This window comes from Enterobacter cloacae (genome assembly GCF_011078175.1).
In the GTDB taxonomy this organism is placed as follows: Bacteria; Pseudomonadota; Gammaproteobacteria; order Enterobacterales; family Enterobacteriaceae; genus Enterobacter; species Enterobacter cloacae_Q.
Genome location: NZ_JAALCJ010000009.1, coordinates 57,889 through 76,790, shown reverse-complemented (window position 1 = coordinate 76,790; position 18,902 = coordinate 57,889). Strand labels below are relative to the sequence as shown.

The window sequence follows — 18,902 nt, the reverse complement described above, 5'->3', positions numbered from 1 at the left end:
TGATGAAACAAACACAACGTCATGACGCCATTATCGAACTGGTCAAAAAACAGGGATACGTCAGCACCGAAGAGCTGGTCGAGCAGTTTGCCGTCAGCCCGCAAACCATCCGTCGTGACCTGAACGATTTGGCCGATCAGAACCGTATTTTGCGCCACCACGGTGGGGCGGCGCTGCCGTCCAGCTCGGTCAACACCTCCTGGCACGATCGTAAAGCCACGCAGACGGCGGAAAAAGAACGCATCGCCCGTAAAGTGGCGAGCCAAATCCCGAACGGGGCGACGCTGTTTATCGACATCGGCACCACGCCGGAAGCGGTTGCTCACGCGCTGCTGGATCACGAGAACCTGCGCGTGGTGACTAACAACCTGAACGTCGCCAACACGCTGATGCAGAAGGACGATTTCCGCATCATTCTCGCGGGCGGCGAGCTGCGCAGCCGTGACGGCGGAATTATCGGTGAAGCGACGCTCGACTTTATCTCCCAGTTCCGCCTCGACTTTGGCATTCTTGGGATCAGCGGCATCGACACCGACGGCTCGCTGCTGGAGTTTGATTACCACGAGGTGCGCACCAAGCGCGCGATAATTGAAAACTCACGTCACGTGATGCTGGTGGTGGACCACTCTAAGTTTGGTCGTAACGCAATGGTGAACATGGGCAGCATCAGCATCGTGGATGCGGTCTATACCGACGCGATGCCGCCAGCGGGCGTGATGCAGGTGATTAAAGATAATAATTTGCAGTTAGAGTTGTGTTGAGAAGCCTTTCTTCCTCTCCTCGTGGGAGAGGGCATCAGACCTCACAAGGTAAAAGCAAAACGGCAACCCAGGTTGCCGTTTTTAGTGTTTACTCCCTCCCCCTGTGGGAGAGGGTCGGGGAGAGGGCACCAGACCTCACAAGGTAAAAGCAAAACGGCAACCCAGGTTGCCGTTTTTAGTGTTTACTCCCTCTCCCTGTGGGAGAGGGCCGGGGTGAGGGCATCAGACCGCACAAGGTAAAAGCAAAACGGCAACCCAGGTTGCCGTTTTTAGTGTTTACTCCCTCTCCCTGTGGGAGAGGGTCGGGGTGAGGGCATCAGACCGCAGAGGATCTACACTCCGTACCCCATCATCTTCAACAGCTGCTGCGCATGCTGTACCGCGTCCTGACGGTGCGCCACGCCCAGCTTTTGATACAAATTGCGAATGTGCGTTTTAATGGTGGTCGCCGCCACCGCCAGTTCACCAGCAATTTGCTCGTTGCTGTAGCCGGAATAGATCAGCCCCAGCACCTGCCATTCACGCTGGGTGAGCGGGCTGGTGCGGATAAGCTCCGGCACTTCCGGATGGTTCAGCAGACGTTCAACAAAGTTCTCATCGAAGTGCGCAAACTTGTGGCGATGGTGTTGGTTGATCTCGCGCAGAATGCGCTGGGCGCGATGCTGATCGAGTTCCGGCAGCGTGTTGAGCTGAATCAGCTGACGCAACTGTTGAGCCATCACTTCACCTTCAATCACAAAGTGGCTGATAAAACCGGTGCGGTTCGCCAGCTGCAACGCTTCCAGCAGCACGCGCTGGGCATCGTTTTTACGTCCCGCCTGCCAGTAAAGCTGGTTTAACAGCAGCAGGTTGCGGTTTAAATCGCTCATCAGGCGCAGGCTGCGGGCGTTTTCGTTTAATTCTTCCAGCACGATCTCGGCAGGCTCGAAATCCCCCAGCAGGATCTGCACGCGGGCAATATTGCGCCACTGGCTTTGCAGGAAGTGGTTATTGGCAAATTCCGGTTTAGGCGTATGACGCAGCCAGTTGGCAGCGGACTTTTTATCGCCGGTCATCTGCCAGTAAATCACGCGCACCTTATCGGCGTTGGAGACCCAGTCGCTATGGTACTGCCCGTTGCCGAGCAGGTTTTCCAGGCGGTTAAGATGGTTGCGGGCATTATCCAGGTCGCCGCGCGCCAGCGAGCACTGCACCAGCAGAGCCAGACACTGGAGCTGCTGCTGCGGCTGGAAGCTCGAAAGGACATTCAGACCCTGGCGGGCGCAGCTTTCTGCTTCATCCAGACGCGACCATGCCCACAGCAGCTGAGCGCGAATACGCAACAGGAACTCGTGCATCGGCAGCTGTTCCAGATGCTGTTCACGGATCAGCTGGAACGCTTTCTCCTGGTTTTCCCAGGCGGCTTGCAGGAACCCCTGCGCAAATAAAATTTCGCTTTGCTGGATCAGACTCCACAGGGCGTAATGCCAGACATCGTGGCGGCGCGCCATCTGTTCGGTTTGCTGCATGAGAGAAAGCGAACGCGTGAGATCGCCCTTACAGTGCAGGACTTCGCCGTGCACCGAGGTGGCCACAATGCGGCTGTAAAAATTCGCCAGCGGCAGCTCATCCAGCGCGACCATCGCCAGCCGTTCGGCTTCTTCCGGATCGCCGTCGTTAATCGCTACCTGCGCACGCAGGGCGTTAAATTCGCCGTGCAGGGTGCTATCCATCTCGCTTTCCATCTCCTGCTCGGCGCGCGCCAGCAGGGTGTTCACTTCGCTGTAGCGATGCTGGCTCTGCATCAACCAGGCCTGGAGCAGCACCAGACGCGGGTTCTCCAGCAGGCTCTCCCACGGCAGCGCTTTTAACGACTCTTCCAGCAGCGTCAGTTCGCTATGGTTGAACAGACCCCATGCGTGATTGAGCAGAATATCGCGCAGCATGCTGGCATCCCCGGCGGCCAGCGCATGGTGGATAGCCTCGCTCGGGAAACCTTGCGCCATCCAGCTTTCGGCGGCGGCGCGGTGAATCTCGGGCAGCTCTGCGGCCAGTTCCCACTGGCAACGCTGACGCAGGAAACTGCCAAACAGCGGATGGTAGCTAAACCATTCGCCGGGATCGTCCATGCGCGTCAGAAACAGACCCTGACGTTCAATCTCTTCGAGCTGAAGCTGCCCGTTTTCGATGCCGGTGACGCGCACAATCAGCGCATCGTTCATGGAACGCAGCAGGGAGCTTTTCAACAGGAAATGGCGGGTGGAGAGGTCAACGCTGTCGAGTACCTCATCCACCAGATAATCCGACAGATGGCTGGCGTTAATGCCTGCCAGACGGCGCGCGGACTGATGCGTCGGGCTGTTATTTTGCCGGGCGGAAAGGGCAATCAGCTGAAGCGCCGTTGCCCAGCCAGCCACGTCATCGCACAGGCGGCTGCTTTCAGAAGCCTCAATTGGAGAAGTCAGGCGGCAGTCAAAGAACTGTTTCGCTTCCAGATGGGTAAAGGCTAACTGCTGGCTGCCGATTTCCAGCAGTTGATCGCGCACGCGCAGGTTGGCAATGCCCAACTGCGGAAGGTTACGTGACAGGACAACCAGCGTCAGGTTTTCCGGCTGATGGCGCAGGAAGAAACGCATGGACTCGTGAATAACCGGGTTGGTAATCAGATGATAATCATCAATCACCACATATAGCGGGCGATGCCATTCGGCCAGCTCGATAAACAGCTGAGAGAAAAGGGAGGACAGGCTGGCGTACTGGCGCTTTTGCACCATCACCTCGCTGGTGACGCAGTGTCCGTTGGTTGCCTGCTGAATAGCGGCAATTAAATAACTGGCAAAGCGTTCCTGCTGGTTATCTCCTTCATCCAGGGAGTACCAGCCAAGATCGCTTTTACCTGCCGCCCATTGCGAAATGAGCGTCGTTTTTCCATAACCCGCAGGACTCGTAACCAGCGCCAGTCGGAAATTATGCGCACCGGAAAGTTTAGCCAGCAGGCGCTCGCGGACCACAGTATGGTCAAGACGAACCGGGCGACTTAATTTGGACGGAATCAACATAGTTTTCACTTCACTGTGGGGAACGAGAAAATTTATTTTTTTTGCGCTTCGTAATTAATATCTATAAGTTCGGCCAATAGAGGAACTATTGCAAGTTATGTCTGGGTTTGGAGGCTCTGAATTTGCACTCTGTCACAAAACATTCGCATCACGGATGGAACTTTTCATAACGGGCTGGATGCCGCGCTGCTGCTGGCTTGCCTGCACAAGCTGTGGTTGCGCTGAAACAGGTTTCAGAAAGAGATAATGACGCAGAAGTTAATAAACGTTGGGATAGTTGCACGGGCTTAATAGTGGCGCTGAATAAATACGGCGTGCGGAAATATTATTCTACGTAAGTAATCATTTCAGCGATGATTAAGTACTAACGCAACTGTATTTCATTTCTTTGACACCCTTCCGGGAACGCATTTTTAACGAAGCGCACACTCACACAGTGGCCTCGATCACACTTTTATGCTCATCCCCGCTACTCCTCCCTGCCTAATCCCCGACGGGAGGAGGAAGAGGCGCAATGAGCCAGGCACACTAGCGCCAAATGTGTTTTCTCTCTACAGGATGCCGATTCCCTATGTCACAGCCTACCTTCAACAAAGCTCAATTCCAGGCTGCCCTGACGCGTCAGTGGCAGCGTTTTGGCCTTCATGCTGCAAACGAGATGACGCCTCACCAGTGGTGGCAGGCGGTGAGCGGGGCGCTCGCAGAGCAGCTGGACGCTCAGCCCGTGGCGAAGCCTGTTAAGGGCCAACGTCACGTCAACTACATTTCGATGGAGTTCCTGATTGGTCGGCTGACGGGTAACAATCTGCTGAACCTTGGCTGGTATCAGGATGTTGGTGACGTACTGAAAGAACACGACATCAATCTGACCGATCTGCTGGAAGAAGAGATTGACCCGGCGCTGGGTAATGGCGGTCTGGGACGTCTGGCGGCCTGTTTCCTGGATTCCATGGCAACGGTGGGCCAGTCGGCGATTGGCTATGGCCTGAACTACCAGTACGGCCTGTTCCGTCAGTCGTTTGCTGACGGTCACCAGATGGAAGCGCCGGACGACTGGCACCGCAATACCTATCCGTGGTTCCGCCACAATGCGCAGCTTGATGTGCAGGTAGGCATTGGCGGGAAAGTCACGAAGCAAGGCCTCTGGGAACCGGCGTTCACTCTTACCGGTGAAGCCTGGGACCTGCCGGTACTTGGCTACCGTAACGGCGTAGCGCAGCCGCTGCGTCTGTGGCAGGCGAAGCACGCCCATCCGTTTAACCTGACCAAATTTAACGACGGCGATTTCCTGCGTGCCGAGCAGCAGGGCATCGACGCCGAGAAGCTGACCAAAGTCCTCTATCCGAACGACAACCACCTGGCCGGTAAAAAGCTGCGCCTGATGCAGCAGTACTTCCAGTGCGCCTGCTCCGTGGCGGACATTCTGCGCCGTCACCATCTGGCCGGCCGTAAGCTGGCACAGCTGCCGGACTTCGAAGTGATCCAGTTGAACGACACGCACCCGACGATTGCCATTCCTGAACTGCTGCGCGTGCTGATCGACGAGCATCAGCTGAGCTGGGACGACGCCTGGGCCATCACCAGCCGCACTTTCGCCTACACCAACCACACCCTGATGCCGGAAGCGCTCGAGTGCTGGGATGAGAAGCTGGTGAAAGCGCTGCTGCCGCGTCAGATGCAGATCATCAACAAGATTAACGACCAGTTTAAATTGCTGGTAGAGAAAACCTGGCCGGGTGACAAAGCCGTCTGGGCGAAGCTGGCCGTGGTACACGACAAACAGGTGCGCATGGCGAACATGTGCGTGGTGAGCGGCTTTGCGGTGAACGGCGTGGCGGCGCTGCACTCGGATCTGGTGGTGAAGGATCTGTTCCCGGAATATCACCAGCTTTGGCCGACCAAATTCCACAACGTGACCAACGGCATCACGCCGCGCCGCTGGATCAAGCAGTGCAACCCGCTGCTGGCTGACCTGCTGGACAAGACCCTGAAGAAAGAGTGGGCCAACGACCTGGACCAGCTGATCAACCTGGAAAAATACGCTGACGACGCGAAGTTCCGCGAGCAGTACCGCGCCATTAAGCTGGAGAACAAGGTTCGTCTGGCGGCGTTTGTGAAAGCGCGCACCGGGATTGAGATCAACCCGAACGCCATCTTCGATATCCAGATCAAACGCCTGCACGAGTACAAACGCCAACACCTGAACCTGCTGCACATTCTGGCGCTGTACAAAGAGATCCGCGAGAACCCGCAGGCCGATCGCGTGCCGCGCGTGTTCCTGTTCGGTGCGAAAGCGGCGCCGGGCTACTACCTGGCGAAAAACATTATCCTCGCCATTAATAAGGTTGCTGCGGCGATCAACAACGATCCGAAGGTGGGCGACAAGCTGAAGGTGGTGTTCCTGCCGGACTACTGCGTCTCTGCGGCTGAAATGCTGATCCCGGCGGCGGATATTTCCGAGCAGATCTCGACCGCCGGGAAAGAAGCGTCCGGTACCGGCAACATGAAGCTGGCGCTCAACGGCGCGCTGACCGTCGGCACGCTGGACGGTGCGAACGTTGAAATCGCGGAGAAGGTCGGTGAAGAGAACATTTTTATCTTCGGCCATACTGTTGAAGAAGTGAAAGCCATCAAAGCCAAAGGGTACGACCCGGTGAAATGGCGTAAAAAAGACAAGCTGCTGGATGCGGTGCTGAAAGAGCTGGAAAGCGGTAAGTACAGTGACGGCGACAAGCACGCATTTGACCAGATGCTGCACAGCATGGGCAAACAGGGCGGCGACCCGTACCTGGTGATGGCTGACTTCACCGCTTACGTTGAAGCGCAGAAGCAGGTCGACGTGCTGTATCGTGACCAGGAGGCCTGGACCCGGGCGTGTATTCTGAACACCGCGCGCTGCGGCATGTTCAGCTCTGACCGCTCAATCCGTGATTATCAGACCCGTATCTGGCAGGCAAAACGCTAAGGAAGCGCGATGGAGAGTAAACGTCTGGACAGTGCCGCGCAGGCGGCGGGAATTAGCCTCAGTTACATCAATGCGCACGGCAAACCGCAGTCTATTGGTGCGGATACCAAAAGACGTTTGCTCGATGCGATGCACAAAACCGACGCGAAAGCGTCGGTTCCGCCGGTGCCGAACGTGAAGATCTTTACCGCGGGTAAAAAGATGTCGCTGGCGGTAGAAGGGCGCGGCGAGTTCAGCTGGCTGCTCACCACCGAAGAGGGGCATCAGCACAAAGGCCACGCCACCGGCGGCAAAACGTTCAACCTCCCGGCGAAGCTGCCGGAGGGCTATCACAGCCTGACGCTCACCCAGGGCGAGCAGCGTTTTCACTGCCGGGCGATCGTCGCGCCGAAGCGCTGCTATGAGCCGAAGGCGCTACTCGAAGGCAAAAAGCTGTGGGGTGCCTGCGTGCAGCTCTATACGTTGCGTTCGGATAACAACTGGGGCATCGGCGATTTTGGCGATCTGAAGAATATGCTGGCGGACGTGGGCGAGCGCGGCGGGGCATTTATCGGCCTCAACCCGATCCACGCGCTCTATCCGGCGAACCCGGAAAGCGCCAGCCCGTACAGCCCGTCTTCTCGCCGTTGGCTGAACGTGATTTACATCGACGTTAATGCGTTAGACGATTTCAAAAATAGCAAAGAGGCACAGGCGTGGTGGACGCTTGAGACCACCCAGCAGATGCTGAAACAGGCTAGGGACGCGGACTGGGTCGATTACGCCACCGTGACCGCGCTGAAGATGGCGGCTCTGCGTCTGGCATGGAAGGGCTTTGCGAAGCGTGACGACGAGCAGATGGCAGCCTTCCGCCAGTTTGTGATGCAGGAAGGAGAGAGCCTTTACTGGCAGGCAGCGTTTGACGCGTTGCATGCGTATCAGGTGCAAGAGGACGAGATGCGCTGGGGCTGGCCGGTGTGGCCGGAAGCGTATCAGTCCGTTGATACCCCGGAAGTGAAGGCGTTCTGTGAGACGCATGCCGACGAGGTGGATTTCTATCTTTGGTTGCAGTGGCTGGCCTACAGCCAGTTTGCTGCCTGCTGGCAGGTGAGCCAGGGCTATAACATGCCGATCGGGCTGTATCGCGATCTGGCCGTCGGCGTGGCGGAAGGCGGGGCGGAAACCTGGTGTGACCGGGAACTTTACTGCCTGAAAGCTTCAGTAGGCGCGCCGCCGGACATTTTGGGCCCGCTTGGTCAGAACTGGGGCTTACCGCCGATGGATCCGCACGTGATGGCGGCGCGTGCCTACGAGCCGTTTATCGACCTGCTGCGCGCTAACATGCAGAACTGCGGCGCGTTGCGTATCGACCACGTGATGTCCGTGCTGCGCCTGTGGTGGATCCCGTACGGTGAAACCGCCGACCACGGGGCGTACGTGCAGTATCCGGTTGACGATCTGCTCTCACTTCTCGCGCTGGAAAGTAAACGTCATCAGTGCATGGTGATTGGGGAAGATCTCGGTACCGTGCCGGTTGAGATTGTCAGTAAGCTCCGCGACAGCGGCGTTTACTCCTACAAAGTGCTCTATTTTGAAAACGACCATGAGAAAACTTTCCGCGCGCCGAAAGCGTACCCTGAACAGTCAATGGCAGTCGCGACGACGCATGATCTTCCTACGCTCCGGGGCTACTGGGAAAGCGGCGACCTGACGCTCGGCAAAACGCTGGGGCTGTATCCTGATGAAGAGGTTTTGCGCGGGCTGTATCAGGATCGCGAGCTGGCGAAGCAGGGGCTGCTGGATGCGTTGCACAAGCATGGCTGTCTGCCGAAGCGCGCCGGGCATAAGGCGTCGCTGATGTCGATGACGCCAACGCTTAACCGTGGCTTACAGCGCTACATTGCCGACAGCAACAGCGCGTTACTCGGCCTGCAACCGGAAGACTGGCTTGATATGGCGGAGCCGGTGAACATCCCGGGGACCAGCTATCAGTACAAGAACTGGCGTCGCAAATTGTCCACAACGCTTGAGAAGATGTTTGCCGATGACGGAGTGAACAGGCTGATTAAGGATTTGGACAAGCGCAGAAGGGCGGTGGGGAAGAAGCGGTAGTTTCACCCTCACCCTAACCCTCTCCCAGAGGGAGAGGGAATAGAATGTAGGCCGGGTAAGCGTCAGCGCGACCCGGCTTTTTTACATCAAACCACCATGTTTAACAGCAGCACCCCGACCAGGCCACACACCGAAATAATGGTTTCCAGCGCAGACCAGGACTTGATGGTTTCACCGATGGTCAGGTTGAAGTACTCCTTGAACAGCCAGAAGCCCGGATCGTTCACGTGGGAGAAAATCACGCTACCGGAACCGACCGCGATAACCATCAGTTCAGGACTTACGCCAGTAGTTGCAATCAGCGGCGCAACGATACCGCCTGCGGTAATCGCCGCAACGGTCGCAGAACCCAGCGCAATGCGCAGCACCGCGGCAATAGACCATGCCATCAGAAGAGGCGATACGTTGGTTTCATGCATCATGGCGGCGATGTATTTGTCCACGCCGCTGTCGACCAGCACCTGCTTGAACGCGCCGCCGCCGCCGATGATCAGGAGCATCATGGCAATAATTTTGATGGAAGAGGTCAGCGTGTCGTTGATCTGATCCATGGAACGACCACGGTTAAGACCGAAGGTGAACATCGCAATCAGGACAGCAATCAGCGTTGCCATCACCGGGTCGCCCAGGAACTCCGCCACGCCCAGGAAGGCGTGGCCTTTCGGCAGAACCATCTCTGCTACGGCACGCATCGCCATCAGGATCACCGGCACCAGTGAAGTCCAGACGCTAACGCCAAAGCCAGGCATCTCTTCTTCAGTGAAGGTCTTCGCGCTGTACAGCCCTTCCGGGATAGGCTTATCAATGCCTTTCAGGAAGCGGGCATAAACAGGGCCAGCCAGAATCACCGTCGGGATCGCCAGAATCGTACCGAACAGCAGGGTTTTACCCATATCGGCGTGGAAGATGGTGGCGATAGCCGTTGGACCCGGGTGCGGCGGCAGGAAGCCGTGGGTGACAGACAGCGCCGCAGCCATCGGCACACCCACGAACAGCAGCGGGATGTTGGCGGCAGCGGCGATGGTGAACACCAGCGGCAGCATCAGTACGAAGCCCACTTCATAGAACAGCGCGAAACCGACGGTAAAACCGGTTAACACGACTGCCCACTGAATGTTCTTCTTGCCAAATTTCTCGATAAGCGTGGTGGCAATACGCTGTGCGCCACCGCAGTCCGCGAGCATTTTACCAAGCATGGCGCCGAAGCCCATGATCAGCGCCAGGCTGCCGAGCGTACCGCCGACACCGGCTTTAATGGAGCTGATAACTTTAACCAGCGGCATTCCTTGCATCAGACCGACTGCAAGAGCTACCAGAACCAGAGCGATAAATCCGTTCATTTTGAAGCGGATCATCAAGAGCAGTAATAACGCAACACCGATAGCGACGATGACTAATGGCATGATTGACCTGGCCTTTGAATTGTTATGGGTAACGTCATTGTTTCAACGACAAATTCCGGTTGTCCCAACTGGGAACAGAGTGTTAACGGCACTCATACTGATGCCTGCGAAAACATTAAGTTTAGTAGGCTGTTATAAGGGTGTTGAGTGCCCACGCGAATGATACGGGTAACATTGGGCGATTGAGAATCACCCTGGGAGGTAAAATTTGAATTATGAGACGCAGGTCAACATATAGAGGGGGAGGTAAGGAAAAGCAGGCCCGGTAAGCGCAGCGCTACCGGGCAAGACAGACGGGCACTGAATCAGTAGTAGGAGTGCTCGCCGCGCTGGTGCTCGGTCAAATCGCGCACGCCTTTCAGTTCAGGGAATTCGTTCAGCAGCTGCTTCTCGATCCCTTCCTTCAGGGTCACATCGACCATGGAGCAGCCGTTACAGCCGCCGCCGAATTGCAGGATCGCCAGACCATCTTCGGTGATTTCCATCAGGGAAACACGTCCACCGTGGCCGGCCAGCTGCGGGTTGATCTGCGATTGCAGCAGATATTCCACGCGCTCCATCAGCGGTGCATCGTCAGAGACTTTACGCATCTTCGCGTTTGGCGCCTTCAGCGTCAGCTGAGAACCCAGCTGGTCGGTGACGAAATCAATCTCCGCATCTTCAAGATACGGCGCGCTCAGCTCATCAACGTACGCGGTGAGCTGTTCAAATTTAAGGGCAGTGTCAGTTGCTTCCACGGCATCCGGAGGACAATAAGAAACACCACATTCTGCATTCGGCGTGCCTGGATTGATCACAAACACGCGGATCTGCGTCCCTTCTTCCTGATTTGCCAGCAGTTTGGCAAAGTGCGCTTGTGCAGCATCGGAAATACGGATCATAGCTTTGGCCTAATAGTTGACTAAATTACCTGGGTATAATCATACGCCCATTGAAGAAGGGCTACAAGGTACGGCACAAACACCATACCTGAACTGACGCGGCGCCGCTTTGCAAAAGCAGTCGGGAAAGTTCAGCCACGGTACTGCCCGTGGTGACGACATCATCCACAATCGCGATATGGAGGCCGTTGACCGGTAATTCAAGGCGAAAGGCGTTTTTCAGGTTCCTTTTGCGCGACCGGGCGTTAAGTCGGTGCTGAACGGCAGTGGCATGAATGCGCTTCAGCGCAGAGGCTGGATACTGACAACCCAGCCAGCGTGCGAGCGGACGGCAGAGCAGGTCGCTCTGATTGTATCCCCGTCGCCAGTGGCGGCGCTGAAACAGCGGTACGCTCACGAGCGTGTCCACCTGCGGCAGTCCGCGCGTTCTTCGCGCCTGTAATACCGCCAGTAATAACAGGCGTGCCAGCGGCTGCGCCAGCGCAGTCTGGCTGGAAAACTTGAACTGATGAACCAGATGACTTAGCGGTAATGTGTAATCATCCACCGCTACCAGCGCGCGCCACGGCGGCGCTTTTTTCAGGCATCGGCCACAGGGGAGCGTCTGGCTTACGGCAGGCAAGCCGCATTGCGGACAGCCCTTAAGGTCACCCAGCGCTCGCGTGCAAACGGAACAGACGCCCCACGCGCTCAACGCAAGTGGCATTCGGCATAGCCAGCAAAAGCCGGGCACTGTTAGCATATGCAACCTCCATGTGAAAAAAGAGAACGTTAACTGATGAAGACGCTGTGGTGGCAGACCGTTGGGACGGGAAATTGTCATCTTGTGCTGCTGCACGGATGGGGACTGAACGCCGAAGTGTGGCGTTGCATAAGTGAGGAACTGGCCTCGCAATTCACGGTACACCTGGTGGATCTACCGGGCTATGGCCGCAGCCGCGGCTATGGCGCGATGACGCTTGACGACATGGCGGAGCTGGTACTGGAAGCGGCGCCGCAAAAAGCCGTCTGGCTCGGCTGGAGCCTGGGCGGGCTGGTGGCAAGCCAGATTGCGCTGCGCCATCCTGAGCGTGTCCAGGCGCTGATCACCGTTGCCTCATCACCCTGTTTCAGCGCCCGCGAGGCGTGGCCGGGTATCAAACCTGAGGTGCTGGCCGGCTTCCAACACCAGCTGAGCGAAGACTTCCAGCGGACGGTGGAGCGTTTCCTGGCTTTACAGACGATGGGAACAGAAACCGCCCGTCAGGATGCGCGGACGCTGAAGCAGACGGTGCTTTCTCTGCCGATGCCGGAGGTTGAGGTGCTGAACGGAGGGCTGGAGATCCTGAAAACGGTCGATCTACGCGAGCCGCTGGCGTCGGTTACGGTGCCGCATCTGCGTATTTATGGCTATCTGGATGGACTGGTTCCGCGCAAGGTGGTTCCGCTGCTGGATGCGCTGTGGCCGGAGAGTAAATCAATGGTGGTTGCCAAAGCGGCACATGCGCCGTTCATCTCTCATCCTGCTGAGTTTTGTTCGGCGCTGTCCGGTTTTATCAGCGAAGTGCCCACCACTCCCTGAGACAGGCTTTACCTTCAGGGCAACTCTTACAACTGCCGGACAGACAACCGTCCGGCTCTTCCTGGATGCGCACGGCTTTCCCCATCGCCTCCAGCCTTTCCAGCATGGCATCGATCATCGGCTGCGGCGTATGCAGGCTGAGGCTGAGCTGCTTCGCCTCCATTCGTCCCTGTAACGCCAGTAAGTCACGAACCTGAATCAACGATGCCATGTTTTTTCCCCTCAGTGACAGTCGCCCGCAGGGCTGCTACAGCAGGTCGTCGGGGTTTTGCGCGTTGCCAGCAGGTTAACGTCAACGCGGCTACGCGCCCGGCGCAGCAGGCCAATCACCATTACGTTAAACAGGATCACCGCGAGGATACAGACCAGGCTGTAGCGCGGATGCTGGCCGTAATTGACGGCCTGATAAAACACGGTCGCCAGCGAGTAGGCAATGTTCAGCCCCCACAGAATGGAGAAGCCCATCCAGCCGCGGCTGGACTCACGGGCAATGGCGCCCATGACCGAAATGCACGGAATATAGAGCAGGACGAAGATAAGGTAGCTGTAAGCCGCTGACGCGCTGCCAAATTTCTGGCCCATCACGCCCATTGCCCCGGTCGCCATTTCGCCGTCGCCTTTGCTGGCTTCAATCGGGTTCGCCAGTACGCTCAGGCTGAAGGTGTCTTTCAGGCTCTGCCAGGTCTCTTCCACCGCGCCAAGGAGTTCATCGCCGAGGTGGAACGCTGCCGGATTAAACTCCTCTTCCTGGATGTTTTCCGCGGTGTAGAGCGTGTTCAGGGTGCCGACAACCACCTCTTTTGCCATCGCGCCGGTGAACAGACCCACGGTCGCCTGCCAGTTGTCTTCCTGCACGCCAATCGGTTTGAAGACCGGCGTAATGATCCGGCTGACAGAGGCAAGTGCAGAGTCATTAATGTTGTCCGCGGCCTGGCCGCTCAGGGTGAAGCTGTTCAGGGCGCTCAGGAAAATGCTGACCACCACAATCACCTTACCGGCACGCAGAACGAAGCCCTTCAGGCGCTGCCATGTCTGGATAATCAGGCTTTTCAGATGCGGAACGTGATAAACCGGCAGTTCCATCACGAACGGCGACGCTTCGCCACGCATGATGGTGTGCTTCAGCATCAGGCCGGTGAGAATAGCCATTACAATACCCAGCACATACAGGGAGAAGACGGCCAGCGCCCCTTCCTGACCGAAGAACGCCGCGGCAAAGACCGCAAAGATCGCCAGCCGCGCGCCGCAGGACATGAACGGTGCCATCATGATGGTCATCAGGCGTTCGCGCGGTGCGTCCAGCGTACGCGCGCCCATGACTGACGGCACGTTACAGCCGAAACCGACAATGAGCGGCACGAAGGATTTGCCCGGCAGCCCCAGCGCCTGCATCAGGCGGTCCATCACAAAGGCGGCGCGCGCCATGTAACCGGAATCTTCAAGGAAGGAGAGGAACAGGTACATCATACCGATCTGCGGTACCAGCGGCAGGACGGTATTGATCCCACCGCCAATCCCCTGCGCAAGGAAGATGGTCAACCATTCCGGGAAGTGGAGGGTGTAGCCCAGCCACTGAATACCATGCACGAAGATAGCGACAGAGCCGCCATCAAAGATAGGTTGTAATGCACCGCCGATGTTAATGGCGAGCAGGAACATCACGTACATCACTAGTAAAAAGATCGGCAAACCGAGGAAGCGGTTGAGCACAATCTTATCCACGGCGGTGGTGAAGCGGCTGGGTTCAGCGGTTAATGCATTGCTGACCACGTCACAGATAGCGGCGATGGCCTGATAGCGCGCATCCGCAATGTGCAGGGCCGGATCGTCCAGCTCGTCGCTCAGGCGAGCCTGTGCGACGCTCAGCTTATCCGCCGCATCGCCTGCGTAGGCGCGGCTGTAGATATCGCCTTCCAGCATTTGCAGGCCAAGCCACAGACGTTGTCTGATGGGCATGCTGTTGTCCATCTCCTGCGCCAGCTGCCCGGCTTCGCGCAGCAGCGGCTGGGCGTAGTGCACCAGTTCGACGTCGGCATTTCCCGTGTGGCGGTCAATCGCCAGCTTCAGGGCGTCAATGCCGCGAGCGCGGGTGGAAACCAGCGGAACCACCGGGCAGCCCAGACGGGCAGAGAGGGCATCGACGTCGATGCGCAGCTTTTGCTTCTCGGCGATGTCGAGCATGTTAAGCGCCACGATGCAGGGAATACCCAGCTCCAGCAGCTGTAACGTGAGATAAAGATTTCGTTCAAGGTTGGAGGCATCCACCACGTTAATGAGCAGATCCGCGTCGCCGCTCAGAATATAGTGGCAGGCAATCTGCTCATCGAGAGAGGTCTGGGATGAAATCGTGGTGAGTGAATAGGTCCCCGGTAAATCAACCAGCGTGACCTGATTATCCGTCGTCGTGAACTGGCCTTCTTTGCGTTCAACCGTCACGCCTGCCCAATTTCCCACACGCTGGCGTGCGCCGGTTAACTGATTAAATAAGGTTGTCTTGCCGGAATTAGGATTGCCAATTAAGCCAATAGTTAATTTTTTCATTGTAGTAGACTCACAGAAACCGCTGGCTTGTTAACGGGATAAAGATTCAACTTCAATTAATTCGAGGTCTTTTTTACGCAGAACCAGATTAACGCGTCGGGTTTCGATATGAACAGGATCGCCCAACGGTGCAACGCGCACCACCTGGAACGATGAACCGGGTAGCATGCCCAGTGACAGCAGTTTTTGCCGGTAGGCCGGGCTTATCTCACGGGTAAAACCGATAATTTTCCACGCACTGTCTGGAGTGAATTGCATAGCGCCTGATTCCACGAGAGGTTAAATAATCTACACTGCGATGATAATGAGAATAGTTTTTATCAGCAATAATAAAAATGTGACGGGATGTTGTTAATCGTATTAATTTGCGGTCGGATTGACCTTGCTCAATATTTGCGGAAGTACCGAAAGGGAAGAATAAATGTATTTTGTTAACGGAGTGATAAATAGTAGTTTAAATATGGATACACCATATTTATTTTAATTTCCTGCGGTCTGCTTGCCGGGCGGCACTGCGTTTGCCCGGCCTACAAAATCGTAGGCCCGGTAAGCGTAGCGCCACCGGGCATTTACAGATTTAGCGTTTCTTACCCATTGCCGCTGCCAGCGCATCCATCATCGCGCTGTTGCCTGCTGGCTGTGCGTCACGTCCGCGTGGCTTCGCGGCTTTCGCTGCCGGGCGCTGCTGTTCACGGCCACCGCCATTACCGCCACGGCGCGCGTTGGTGTCGCCCGGCTGCTCGTCCAGACGCATGGTCAGGGCAATACGCTTGCGCTGGAGATCCACTTCCAGCACTTTCACCTTCACGATGTCGCCCGCTTTAACCACGGTGTGCGGATCTTCAACGAACTTGTCGGCGAGGGAAGAGATATGCACCAGACCGTCCTGATGCACGCCGATATCCACAAACGCGCCAAAGTTGGTGACGTTGGTTACCGCGCCTTCCAGCACCATGCCAGGCAGCAGGTCGTTCATGGTTTCCACGCCGTCAGCAAAGGTCGCGGTTTTAAACTCAGGACGCGGATCGCGGCCCGGTTTTTCCAGCTCTTTGATGATGTCCGTGACCGTCGGCACGCCGAACTGTTCGTCGGTGAAATCCACCGCTTTCAGGTTACGCAGCGCGCTGCTGTCGCCCATCAGGTCTTTCAGCGCCTGCTGGGTGGCGGCCAGGATACGCTCGACAACCGGATAGGCTTCCGGGTGAACGGTAGAGGCATCCAGGGGGTTATCGCCGTGGTTGATGCGCAGGAAGCCCGCGCACTGCTCAAATGCTTTCGGACCCAGACGGCTCACCTTCAGCAGCTGCTGGCGGTTCTGGAACTGACCGTTCTCATCACGCCAGGCAACAATATTCTGCGCCATCATACGGGTCAGGCCCGCCACGCGGGTCAGCAGAGGAACGGAAGCGGTGTTCAGATCCACGCCAACGGCGTTAACGCAGTCTTCCACTACCGCATCCAGCTTGCGCGCCAGCTGCGTCTGGCTCACGTCGTGCTGATACTGACCCACGCCGATGGATTTCGGGTCAATCTTCACCAGCTCCGCCAGCGGATCCTGCAAACGACGGGCGATAGAGACCGCGCCGCGCAGGGAAACGTCCAGATCCGGGAACTCCTGCGCTGCCAGTTCCGAGGCGGAATAGACCGATGCCCCCGCTTCGCTGACGATCACCTTCTGCGCCGTCACTTTCGGGAACTGCTTCTGCACGTCGAGATAGAAACGTTCGGTTTCGCGGGACGCCGTACCATTACCGATGGCAACCAGCTCCACGTTGTACTTCTCGCACAGCGCGGCGACGACGACGGCCGCTTTCGCCGCCTGACCGGTGTGCGGGTAGATGGTGTCGGTGGCAACCAGCTTGCCGGTGCCGTCAACCACGGCCACCTTCACGCCGGTACGCAGACCCGGATCGAGACCCATGGTGGCGCGCAGGCCAGCCGGGGCCGCCATCAGCAGGTCGTGCAGGTTACGGGCGAAGACGTTGATCGCTTCGTCTTCGGCGCGCTCGCGCACGGTGCCCATCAGCTCGGTTTCGAGGTGCATCAGCACCTTGATGCGCCAGGTCCAGCTCACCACGCCTTTGCGCCAGCTGTCCGCCGGGGCGTTGTTCAGGCGCAGGCCGAGGTGATCGATAATGATCTGCTCGCAGTGACTCTCTTTTGGCGGCTCATCAAACTGCGGATCGGCATTCAGGGAGAGTTGCAGCACGCCCTCGTTACGGCCGCGGAACATCGCCAGCGCGCGGTGGGACGGTGCGGTAGAAATCGGCTCGTGATGATCGAAATAGTCGCGGAATTTCGCGCCTTCTTCCTCTTTGCCGGATACCACGGTGGAAACGATATGCGCATTCTTCCACAGGTAATCACGCACTTTGGCCAGCAGCGCCGCGTCTTCGGCGAAGCGCTCCATCAGAATATAGCGCGCGCCGTCCAGCGCGGCTTTGGTGTCCGCTACGCCTTTATCGGCGTCGATAAACCTGGCGGCTTCGGTTTCCGGGTCGTGAGACGGCTCGTTCCACAGCAGGTCAGCCAGCGGCGCAAGGCCAGCTTCGATCGCAATCTGCCCGCGCGTACGGCGCTTCGGCTTGTACGGCAGATAGAGATCCTCGAGCTCGGTTTTACTCAGGGTACCGTTAATGGCTTTTTCGAGGTCACTGGTCAGCTTGCCCTGCTCGCCGATAGATTTGAGGATCGCCTGACGTCGGTCTTCCAGCTCGCGCAGATAGCCCAGACGGGTCTCCAGGTTTCGCAGCTGCGTGTCATCCAGACCGCCGGTGACTTCCTTACGATAACGTGCAATAAACGGCACGGTGTTCCCTTCATCAAGCAGGCGAACGGCAGCTTCTACCTGTTCGGCTCTGGCCTGAAGTTCACCCGCAATAATGCGGCAGAGCGACTCTTTCATCATGGTCAGTTCATCTTGTGGATCGAAAATCAGGGGGATAGTTATACGGGCTGACACCAAAAAATGCCAGCCGGGGAGGGCGCTCTCGGACTATTTAACATACTCGATTTCGTTGACATACCAGCTTGCTTCACCGGCAGGGGTATGAACGACGGCCAGGTCACCCACCTCTTTTTTCAGCAGGGCGCGGGCCATGGGTGAGTCGATAGAAATGTAATCCTTACGACCAAAAATTTCATCGTAGCCGACGATGCGAAAACGCAGGGTTTGGCCGTCGTCGTTTTCGATCTCCACCCACGCGCCGAAGAACACTTTGCCTTCCTGCTGCGGGGAGTAATCGACAATTTTGAGATTCTCGAGGCACTTCGTCAGGTAGCGTACCCGGCGATCGATTTCGCGCAGTCGCTTTTTATTGTACTGATAGTCCGCATTCTCGCTGCGGTCGCCCAGGCTTGCGGCCCAGGTAACTTTTTTGGTCACTTCCGGACGCTCTTCGCGCCACAGGTAATCCATCTCTTTTTTGAGTTTCTCGTACCCTTCGCGGGTGATCAGAGGCGTTTTCATGGTGCAGCCTTTAATGCCGGTTAACTGTCTTTGCGCACAATACGTAGCGCACAGTGTAACAGACAAGATTAATAATGATTTATGTGATGAAATGAACAGATAAGCTGCTGTTAAATATGCTTTGTAACAATTTCGTCTAGAATTTATACCAGAATTTGCTGGTCGAACACGTGCACTTTTTTAGAATACGCT

Annotated in this window: 13 protein-coding genes; 4 read left to right on the top strand and 9 right to left on the bottom strand. The window is 57.0% G+C overall.

Annotation, left to right across the window (positions count from 1 at the left end):
- Positions 1 to 2 precede the first annotated feature (2 nt).
- The gene (locus G6Q29_RS18365) at positions 3 to 761 is read left to right on the top strand and encodes a DeoR/GlpR family transcriptional regulator (RefSeq protein WP_165466553.1); all 759 of its coding nucleotides are present in this window, start codon (positions 3 to 5) and stop codon (positions 759 to 761) included.
- Positions 762 to 1,093: 332 nt separating this feature from the next.
- On the opposite strand, the gene malT is transcribed toward G6Q29_RS18365, so the two are convergent.
- On the bottom strand, positions 1,094 to 3,799 hold the full coding sequence (gene malT, locus G6Q29_RS18360) for an HTH-type transcriptional regulator MalT (RefSeq protein WP_165466552.1): 2,706 nt from the start codon (positions 3,797 to 3,799) through the stop codon (positions 1,094 to 1,096).
- A 571-nt stretch (positions 3,800 to 4,370) separates the two neighbouring features.
- Between malT and malP the strand changes: the two genes are divergently transcribed.
- Complete coding sequence (gene malP / locus G6Q29_RS18355; RefSeq protein WP_165466551.1) at positions 4,371 to 6,764, top strand: maltodextrin phosphorylase; 2,394 nt, start codon at positions 4,371 to 4,373, stop codon at positions 6,762 to 6,764.
- Between the two features lie 9 nt (positions 6,765 to 6,773).
- Positions 6,774 to 8,855 (top strand): 4-alpha-glucanotransferase, encoded by a 2,082-nt coding sequence (gene malQ, locus G6Q29_RS18350; RefSeq protein ID WP_165466550.1) that lies wholly within the window; start codon positions 6,774 to 6,776, stop codon positions 8,853 to 8,855.
- A gap of 86 nt (positions 8,856 to 8,941) precedes the next feature.
- Here malQ and gntT read toward each other — a convergent pair whose 3' ends face one another.
- The 3 genes from gntT to gntX form a co-directional block, all read right to left on the bottom strand.
- Positions 8,942 to 10,258 (bottom strand): gluconate transporter, encoded by a 1,317-nt coding sequence (gene gntT / locus G6Q29_RS18345; protein WP_165466549.1) that lies wholly within the window; start codon positions 10,256 to 10,258, stop codon positions 8,942 to 8,944.
- 305 nt (positions 10,259 to 10,563) lie between these two features.
- A complete protein-coding gene (gene nfuA, locus G6Q29_RS18340) occupies positions 10,564 to 11,139 on the bottom strand; it encodes a Fe-S biogenesis protein NfuA (RefSeq protein WP_165466548.1) in 576 nt (191 codons plus the stop codon).
- A gap of 61 nt (positions 11,140 to 11,200) precedes the next feature.
- Positions 11,201 to 11,881 (bottom strand): DNA utilization protein GntX, encoded by a 681-nt coding sequence (gene gntX, locus G6Q29_RS18335; protein WP_165466547.1) that lies wholly within the window; start codon positions 11,879 to 11,881, stop codon positions 11,201 to 11,203.
- 36 nt (positions 11,882 to 11,917) lie between these two features.
- Here gntX and bioH point away from each other — a divergent pair, with 36 nt between their 5' ends.
- Positions 11,918 to 12,700, top strand: a complete 783-nt coding sequence (gene bioH / locus G6Q29_RS18330; RefSeq protein ID WP_165466546.1) for a pimeloyl-ACP methyl ester esterase BioH — start codon at positions 11,918 to 11,920, stop codon at positions 12,698 to 12,700.
- Here bioH and feoC read toward each other — a convergent pair.
- The 5 genes from feoC to greB form a co-directional block, all read right to left on the bottom strand.
- Positions 12,675 to 12,911 carry a [Fe-S]-dependent transcriptional repressor FeoC gene (gene feoC / locus G6Q29_RS18325; RefSeq protein WP_023309498.1) on the bottom strand — a complete coding sequence of 79 codons (237 nt, stop codon included), beginning with the start codon at positions 12,909 to 12,911 and terminating at the stop codon, positions 12,675 to 12,677. The genes bioH and feoC overlap by 26 nt on opposite strands.
- Before the next feature lie 11 nt (positions 12,912 to 12,922).
- A complete protein-coding gene (feoB, locus tag G6Q29_RS18320; RefSeq protein WP_165466545.1) occupies positions 12,923 to 15,241 on the bottom strand; it encodes a Fe(2+) transporter permease subunit FeoB in 2,319 nt (772 codons plus the stop codon).
- A gap of 30 nt (positions 15,242 to 15,271) precedes the next feature.
- Positions 15,272 to 15,499, bottom strand: a complete 228-nt coding sequence (gene feoA, locus G6Q29_RS18315; RefSeq protein ID WP_165466544.1) for a ferrous iron transporter A — start codon at positions 15,497 to 15,499, stop codon at positions 15,272 to 15,274.
- 319 nt (positions 15,500 to 15,818) lie between these two features.
- On the bottom strand, positions 15,819 to 18,149 hold the full coding sequence (locus G6Q29_RS18310; RefSeq protein ID WP_165466621.1) for a Tex family protein: 2,331 nt from the start codon (positions 18,147 to 18,149) through the stop codon (positions 15,819 to 15,821).
- Positions 18,150 to 18,236: 87 nt separating this feature from the next.
- A complete protein-coding gene (gene greB, locus G6Q29_RS18305) occupies positions 18,237 to 18,710 on the bottom strand; it encodes a transcription elongation factor GreB (RefSeq protein ID WP_165466543.1) in 474 nt (157 codons plus the stop codon).
- Positions 18,711 to 18,902 lie beyond the last annotated feature (192 nt).